The sequence below is a fragment of the Kitasatospora sp. NPDC001683 genome (genome assembly GCF_053596495.1).
The window spans coordinates 33,983-41,855 of record NZ_JBSFGK010000070.1; the positions used below are offsets into that span (position 1 = coordinate 33,983).

The following is a 7,873-nucleotide window of genomic DNA, read 5'->3' on the forward strand; positions in this document are numbered from 1 at the left end:
TCGATGGCGTTGATCCAGTGCTCGACCCGGCGCGGAACCGCGTCGAAGCGGAGGCTGGGCCAGGTGACGACGTCACCAGCGGCGACGACGCCCTCCAGCGGAGGGCCGTCGGGGCCGATGACGTGACGCGGTTCCGGGGTCACAGTCTGTACATGGCGGTGTACGGCTGGGTGACGCGTTCCTGGTGCGATCCGAAGTCGACGAGTACGGCGGCGTCGCCGGTCTCCTCGACGCCGACGACCCGACCGAGGCCGTACCTGTCGTGGGTGACGCGGTCACCGAGGGCGAAGTGCTTGCGCGGCGCTTCAGGCCGTGTCGGGAAGGGGCTGGTGGGCAGGGGGCGGCGGACTGCTCCATATTTCGTCATCTCCGGTCAGTATGCGCCGGAGAACGCGGCAGCGGAACCGTCCGGTGCGGTGGAAAGCGGCGGCGTCGAAATCCGTGTGTCGTACGGCACGTTCCGGCCGCCCCGCGCGGCGCGGCGCGGCGCCGCTCGTGTCAGGGCCGGGCGAGTGAAATTCCCGGCAGGTTTGTGCCGACCCGCCGGAGGGCGCAGTGGCTGGTGGCGGGCGATCTGCGCCTCAAGTCGGTTGACATGTAGTCGAGTTGGCAGTCGCGAGAGCGGGGGGCGGCGTCAGTCGGCCGCGGCTCCTTCGAAACCCGGGGTGAAACATCCACCCGTTGTGGGCCCGGGCCTGCTACAGTCGTTATTAGTTGCAGTAGTGGTTCCCATGAACTTTGTGTGCGCCTGCTGATGTTTCGCAGGCGCATTTTTGTTTCCCGGCTCTTTCCCCGGGGTGGGTGCTCATCGCGGCGACTCGAAACCCGCGCCGTGCGGGTTTCGGACAGCCCATGAAGGAGATTTTGATGGCTAACGGCACCGTGAAGTGGTTCAACTCGGAGAAGGGCTTCGGCTTCATCGAGCAGGAGGGTGGCGGCCCGGACGTCTTCGCCCACTACTCGAACATCAACGCCAATGGCTTCCGTGAGCTGCTCGAGGGCCAGAAGGTCGAGTTCGACGTGACGCAGGGCCAGAAGGGCCCGCAGGCCGAGAACATCCGCCCGCTGTAGTTCTTCTGCTCCGGCACCCGCCCGGCAGTGAGGGGCCCGCACCGCGACATGATGTCCGGTGCGGGCCCTTCGGCGCTTTCCGCCGTCCATGCTCCGCCCGCCGCCGGCGGCTGCGGCTCGGCATCGGTAGGAGCTCGGCCGCCTGAGTCGGCGGCGCTTCGGCAGGAGAACCCCGCGATCGGCCGCCCCGTCCTGACGGGCACCCGTCCGAGGCGGTGACGGTGACGCGCAGTCATCGCCCGTGCGGCCGATACACAGTGAGAGGCGGCGACCGAGCGGTTCTCGATGGGGCCGGGTACCGCTGCCATCGCTCGCAATGTGGTCGTGAACGCTCGTTCACGTCGCCTCGGTGGATGCATCCGCGACGTCAGATGCCCTGTTGGGCAGGGCTTCTGAGTGGACGCGGCTCGCGGTGAGGCCCGAAGGTGGAGCTGGTCGCCGAAACCGCCGAACCGAGCCGCGAGTTGATCGAAGTGCCGGTCGAACTCCACCGTCGATGAGGATCACCCGCCCCATCGGCGAGATCCGGGACGACGTGAGCCTCGACACAGCGTGACAGGTCATTGACAGGTCGGCCGGTCAGGAGTCAGGCTATCGTCCGCAACAAGAGCGGCCGCGCACAGGGGAATCGGCGCCGCTACCGGAACGGGGGCAGGGAATGGGACAGCGAGCGGCAACGCCAGGGCGGTCAGACCGGCTCGGTCGCCGATGTCGCCCCTGAGCGACAAGAAGGCCGCCGGCCCCGCTGCGGCGGCTTCCGGACCAGCCTGCTTCGGGATCAGCCTGCTTTGACACCGGCCTGCTTCGCATCCGGCCGGAATTGCACGGTGACCACTCAAGGTGAGTGTTGAGTGAACTCCGGGAAAAGAATCTTGACGTGGTCATGCGTGCTGGCTAGGTTCATTTAGGCAGGTGGCCCGGCGGGTCGATGCCTTCCAATCCAATCCGAGAGACACCCGAGATACAGGGTCAGCACGGCCGGGAACCAGAAATCCTCCCGGACGGCTGTCATGCTGCCCTCACCAATACCAGCGAACCGGATTACGCCACGCAACCGCACCGTCCAAAGGCCGATGCCACAAGCTCAGGCCGATGTGCTCCAAGATTTCCGCGAACCCGGAAGTGAATGACCGTGTCAGCAAGCATGAGAATGTCCCCGATTCCGTCCGACCGGCTGCCGCGATCACCTGACGCCTGCCGCGAGACGTGCTGTCACCGCCGTTCCTGCAGGTCAGCGACCTCCTGCGGCGCGAGCGCCGGCTGATCCGCCAGCCAGGTCGCCCCCGCCGGGCGTGATCCCGGAAGCATTTCCGGGCGGGCCACCAAGCGCCCTCCCCGCCCTTGCCTGCCATTTTCCGGCAGTCACCGGGTGCGGTTACGGATATTTCTCCGGAAGCTCCGCCGACCTTGCTTGACCCGATCCGGACGACGAGTTTACGCAGCCTTTCCCGAATTCGCCAGGCGAACTTCAGGCTGCCTTCTCACAGCATTCACAACCAGCCAATCAGACCTGTCGAATAGAGGTTTCACCGGCATGCACGTCTACCAGAACATCAAGAAGTCCGCGCAGATCAGCACCGCATTCTGGGACGTCATGAGCCAGGCCGGGCTGCTCGACATCGTCGTGGACGGCCTCGGCCCCGGACAGCACCGGACACGGGCCGGCGGCCACGAGTTCGTGAACATGTCCTCGTACTCCTACCTCGGCCTGGACGCCCACCCGGCGCTGGTGCGGGCGGCCGCCGAGACCGTCCTGTCGGTGGGCGCCCTGAACACCTCCACCGCCCGCAGCCGCGTGCGCTTCTCCGTACTGGAGGACGCCGAGGCCGCGCTGTCCGACCTGTTCAACGTGGAGGCCGTCACCGTCGCCTCCGCCGCCGCGGCCGCGTGGTGCGCGCTGCCGCTGCTGGCCTCCGGCCTGTTCACCGACAACCAGCCGCCGCTGATGGTCTTCGACAAGAACGCCCACTTCTGCCTCAACGCGATGAAGGCCGCCGTCGGGGACGAGACCGAGGTCGTGACCATCGCGCACAACGACATCGACGCGCTGGAGAGCCTCTGCAAGCAGCACCCGCTCGTCGCCTACGTCGCCGACGGCGTCTACAGCACCGGCGGTCAGGCACCCGTCACCGAACTCCTGCGCCTCCAGGACCAGTACGGGCTGTTCCTCTTCTTCGACGAGGCGCACGGCACCTCCACCCTCGGGGCCAACGGGCGGGGCCTGGTGCTGGAGGAGATGGGCGAGATCAACGACCGCACGCTCATCATCACCTCCCTCAACAAGGGCTTCGGCGCGTCGGGCGGCGCGGTCTTCCTGGGCCGCAAGGGCCGGTCGAAGGAGCGCCGTGACTTCGCGCTGCGCAACGGTGGCCCGCTGATGTGGTCGCAGCGGATCAACACCGCGGGCCTGGGCGCCATCCTGGCCTCCGCCGAGCTGCACCGGACCGACGAACTCACCACGCTGCAGCGCCGGTTGCGGGAGAACGAGGACCTCTTCGACAGCCTCGTCGACACCGCGCAGCGCCACGACGGGCTGCCGATCCGCTTCATCAAGATCGGCTCCGAGGACCAGACCGTCCGCATGGCCCAGGACCTCTTCGCCAACGGCTTCTACGCCTCGCCGATCTTCTTCCCGATCATCGGCCGCGGCAACGCCGGCCTGCGCCTGATGCTGCGCGCCAACATGACCACGGCCGAGATCGAGGAGTTCTGCTCGCTCCTCAAGACGCTGCAGGACAAGCACGCCTGACCCCGCGCCGCGATACCCCCACGCCCGACGCCCGATACCCGGCGACACCCAACGCCCAACAACGGAGGACTCCTCACATGGCAGGCGAAGCACACCCGCCGAAACTGCTGCTGGTCGGCGGGGCCAGAGCGATGACGGTCAGCGTCGACATGGCGCTCCACGCGCTGGACCAGGCCGCCTCCCGCGGTATCCGCATCCACACCGTGAACCACGCCGACGTCATCGCAGCGACGCCCGAGGTGAACGCCCGCACCGACGAGACCTCGGTCGTCGACTTCACGAGCCCGGAGGCGACGGTCGACTGGGCGCTGGGCAAGGCCGCCGAGGGCGAGCGCTTCGACGCCGTGTACGCGCTCCAGGAGATGGCCCAGGTCACCTCCGCCGAGACCGCCGCCGCGCTCGGCCTGCCGGGCAACCCGCCCGCCGCGATCCGGCAGGCGCGCACCAAGGACGCCTGCCGGGCCGCCCTGGGCGCGGCCGGCTTCGTCCAGCCGGCCGTCCGCCTGTGCGCGGACCTCGCCGACGCACAGGCCTTCCTCCGGGAGAGCACCGGGCCGTGGATCGTGAAGCCACGTGACGCGATGGGCAGCATCGGGGTGAGCCAGGTCTCCGGCATCGCCGAGCTGCCCGCCGCGATGAGGCTCCTGCCCACCACCGAGCCCTTCCTGGTCGAGGAGTTCGTCGACGGCCCCGAGTTCAGCGTCGAGGGCGTGTTCCTGGGCGGAAAGCCGACGGTGCTCGGCATCACCGAGAAGGAGACGGTGCCACCGCCGTACTTCGTCGAGGTGGGGCACGTCCTGCCCGCCCCGCTGCCGGAGCACGACCAGCGCGAGATCGTCCACCAGGTCACCTCCGCACTGACCACGCTCGGCCTGCGCACCGGCGCGTTCCACGTCGAACTGTGGCTCAGCGAACGCGGGGTGGTGCTCGGCGAGGTGCACGGGCGGGTCGGCGGCGACTGGATCCACCGGATGCTCGGGCACGCCGTACCCGGCCTGGAGCTCTACGGGCTCATCTTCGACGACCTGCTGGACCGCCCGCAGAACCACGGGCCGCTGGAGGCGACGAGGGGCGCGGCCGTCCGCTACCTGTCCCCGCCCCCGGGTCGCCTGGTGGCCGTCGAGGGCTGGGCCGAGGTCGCCGCGCACCCGGCCGTGCTGCACGCCGAACTCCACGCCGAGCCCGGGGACTCCATCCGCCCGCTGCACCGCTCCAGCGACCGGATCGGGCTCGTCGTGGTCGGCGCGGACACCGCCGAGCAGGCGCGGCGACTGGCCCGGGAGCTGTGCGACTCGGTCCGGTTCACCGTCGTACCGGAGGAGGAGCATGACGGCCCTGCTGCCTGACCGTGGTCCGCGCCGCCTGCTGGCGCTCGCGACCCTGGTCTACACGGTCGGCTACGGCGTCTACCTCACCGCCGGCGTGCTGTACTTCACCCGCGTCGTGGACCTGCCCGCCTCCCAGGTCGGCATCGGCCTGAGCGTGGCCGGCGGGGTGTCCCTGGCCGCCGGCGTGCCGGTCGGCCACCTGGCGGACCGGCACGGAGCCCGCGGGGTGTACGCGGGGACCCTGCTGCTGTGGACGGCCGCCATGGGCGGGCTCTGCCTGGCCCACGGCTTCGGGCTGTTCCTCCTCTTCGCCGCGCTGGCCGCCGTCGCCCAGTCGACGGGACCGGCGGCCCGCGGCCCGCTGATCAAGGAGTACGGCGGTGACCGGCCCGCCGAGTTCCGCGCCTACCTGCGCTCGGTCACCAACGTCGGCATCGCGGTCGGCGCGCTGCTGGCGGGCTGGGGGGCGCAGGTCGGTACGGCGCGGGCGTACCTGCTGCTGATCGGTGGCAGTGCGGTCTGCTCGCTGGCCTGCGCGGCCGTGGTCATGCGGCTGCCCGTGGTGGCCCCCACCCGTGCGGGCTCCGGGCCGCGGTGGGTCGCCCTGCGCGACCGCCCGTACGTGCTGGTCACCGTCCTCGACGGGGTGATGGCGGTTCAGTACCGGGTGCTCACGGCGGCGGTGCCGCTGTGGATCCTCGACCGGTCCTCCGCGCCGCGCTGGTCGGTCTCGGCGGTGATGCTGGTGAACACGGCGATCGTGGTGTGCCTCCAGGTGCGCGCGAGCAAGGGCATCGACACCCCGCGCGCCGGCGCCGTCGCCTTCCGGCGGGCCGGCTTCGCGTTCCTGATCTCCTGCGGGGCGATCTCGCTGATGCCCTCGCTGCCCGCCTGGGTCGGGCTCGCTTTGCTGCTGGGCGCGGTGGTCGTGCACACCGTCGGCGAGATCTGGCACGCGGCGGGCGGGTTCGAGCTGTCCTTCTCGCTCGCGCCCGCCGAGGCCGTGGGCCAGTACCAGGGCCTGTTCGGGATGGGCCTCGGCCTGGGCGTGACGATCGGCCCCGCGCTGGTGATCGCCCTGTGTGTGACCTGGGGGACGCCCGGCTGGTGGGTCCTCGGCGCCGTCCTCGCGCTGACCGGCCTGACCGTGCCCCCGGCGGTGCGGTGGGCCCAGCGCGAGCTCGCGAAGACCGAGGCCGCCGCCGCCACGGACGAACCCGCCGCGGTCTGATCCGGCACGACCCGACCCGGCCGAGACCCACTGCCCGTCACCCACCACCTGTACGGCTCCTCCCGCACCACCGGCGTGGACTTTCCGTCACGAAAGGAACAGACCGATGAACCCGCTTCCCACCGGGCCGGCGGCCACCGCCCCGGAAGCCCCGGACCTGCCCCTGGACGGCCTGGACGTGGTGGAGTGCGCGAGCTTCGTGGCCGGCCCGTCGGGCTGCATGGCGCTCGCCCAACTCGGCGCCCGGGTGATCCGGGTGGACCCGATCGGCGGCGGCTCCGACCACAACCGCTGGCCGGTGACACCCGACGGCGCCAGCCTGTACTGGACGGCGCTCAACAAGTACAAGCGCTCCGTCGCCGTCGACCTGCGCTCCCCGCAGGGCCGCGAGCTGGTGGTGGCCCTGGCCACCCGCCCGGGCCCGGGCAACGGCGTCTTCGTCGACAACGGCGTGGGCCGTGCCCGGCTGTCCTACGAGACGCTGGCGGCCCGCCGCGCGGACGTGATCCACCTCCACATCCAGGGCCACCCCGACGGCCGGCCGGCCGTCGACTACACGGTCAACGCCGAGGTGGGCGTGGCGACCATCACCGGGCCGGAGTCGAGCGCCGTCCCGGTCAACCACGTACTGCCCGCCTGGGACCTGCTGGCCGGCATGACAGCCGCGACCGGCCTCCTGGCGGCCCTGCACCGCCGGGACCGCACCGGCGAGGGCGAGTACATCGAACTGGCGCTGGCCGATGTGGCCACCGCGGGCGTCGCCAACCTGGGCTGGCTCGCGGAAGCCGAGCAGCGCGAGGCCGAGCGCCCCCGGCACGGCAACCACATGTACGGCTCGTTCGGCATCGACTTCGCCACCAGTGACGGCGGTCGGGTCATGGTGGTGGCGCTGACCGAGGCCCAGTGGCAGGCGCTGCAGGGAGTCACCGCGACGACGGAGACCTTCCGGTCGATGGAACTGGCCCTGAACGCCGACCTCTCCCTGGAGAAGGAGCGCTACCGCCTGCGGGAGACGATCGCCGCGATCCTCCGGCCGTGGTTCGAGTCCCGGCCGCTGGACGTGGTGACCAAGGAACTGGACGGGGCCAGGGTCCTGTGGGGCCCGTACCGCGGAATGCCGGAGGTCGTCGCCGCCCACCGGACGGCGGAGGACCCGACCGTGGTGGACTGGGTCGAGCAACCAGGCGTCGGCCGGGTGGTCTCCGCCCGCTCCCCGCTGCGGCTCGGCGGCGCCTACGGCCGGACGGCCACCGCCCCGCTGCTGGGCGAGCACACCGAGGAGGTGCTCGGCGACCTGCTCGGCATCACCCAGGCCGAGTTCGGCCGACTGCTCGATGACGGCGTGGTGGCGCTCCCCGCCGGTCGCTGACGGGGGCATCGCCTCGCCGAGCTGGGAAGCGGAGTAGGAAGTCGGCGGGTCCGTTCGGGCAGAGCGGGGCGGCCTGCACCCGGGGCGGGGCGGGGTACGGGCCGTCGGCACGAGGAACTCGCGGA

The 7,873-nt window shown here is 70.8% G+C and carries 6 protein-coding genes; 5 read left to right on the forward strand and 1 reads right to left on the reverse strand.

Features of this window, described 5'->3' with window-relative positions; translation table 11 throughout:
* Window positions 1–139: 139 nt before the first annotated feature.
* On the reverse strand, window positions 140–367 hold the full coding sequence (locus ACWCYO_RS29840; protein ID WP_270142659.1) for a hypothetical protein: 228 nt from the start codon (window positions 365–367) through the stop codon (window positions 140–142).
* Between the two features lie 500 nt (window positions 368–867).
* On the opposite strand from ACWCYO_RS29840, the gene ACWCYO_RS29845 reads away from it, so the two are divergent.
* From ACWCYO_RS29845 to ACWCYO_RS29865, 5 genes are all read left to right on the forward strand, one after another.
* Window positions 868–1,071, forward strand: coding sequence for a cold-shock protein (locus ACWCYO_RS29845; protein ID WP_045694210.1), 204 nt, complete (start codon window positions 868–870; stop codon window positions 1,069–1,071).
* Window positions 1,072–2,605: 1,534 nt separating this feature from the next.
* Window positions 2,606–3,820 carry an aminotransferase class I/II-fold pyridoxal phosphate-dependent enzyme gene (locus ACWCYO_RS29850; RefSeq protein WP_270142654.1) on the forward strand — a complete coding sequence of 405 codons (1,215 nt, stop codon included), beginning with the start codon at window positions 2,606–2,608 and terminating at the stop codon, window positions 3,818–3,820.
* Window positions 3,821–3,897: 77 nt separating this feature from the next.
* Window positions 3,898–5,166 (forward strand): ATP-grasp domain-containing protein, encoded by a 1,269-nt coding sequence (locus ACWCYO_RS29855; protein ID WP_449785926.1) that lies wholly within the window; start codon window positions 3,898–3,900, stop codon window positions 5,164–5,166.
* The gene (locus ACWCYO_RS29860; RefSeq protein ID WP_449785927.1) at window positions 5,147–6,379 is read left to right on the forward strand and encodes an MFS transporter; all 1,233 of its coding nucleotides are present in this window, start codon (window positions 5,147–5,149) and stop codon (window positions 6,377–6,379) included. Before ACWCYO_RS29855 ends, ACWCYO_RS29860 begins: the two co-directional genes overlap by 20 nt.
* Window positions 6,380–6,485: 106 nt before the next feature.
* A complete protein-coding gene (locus ACWCYO_RS29865) occupies window positions 6,486–7,748 on the forward strand; it encodes a CoA transferase (protein WP_270142650.1) in 1,263 nt (420 codons plus the stop codon).
* The last annotated feature ends 125 nt before the right edge of the window (window positions 7,749–7,873 follow it).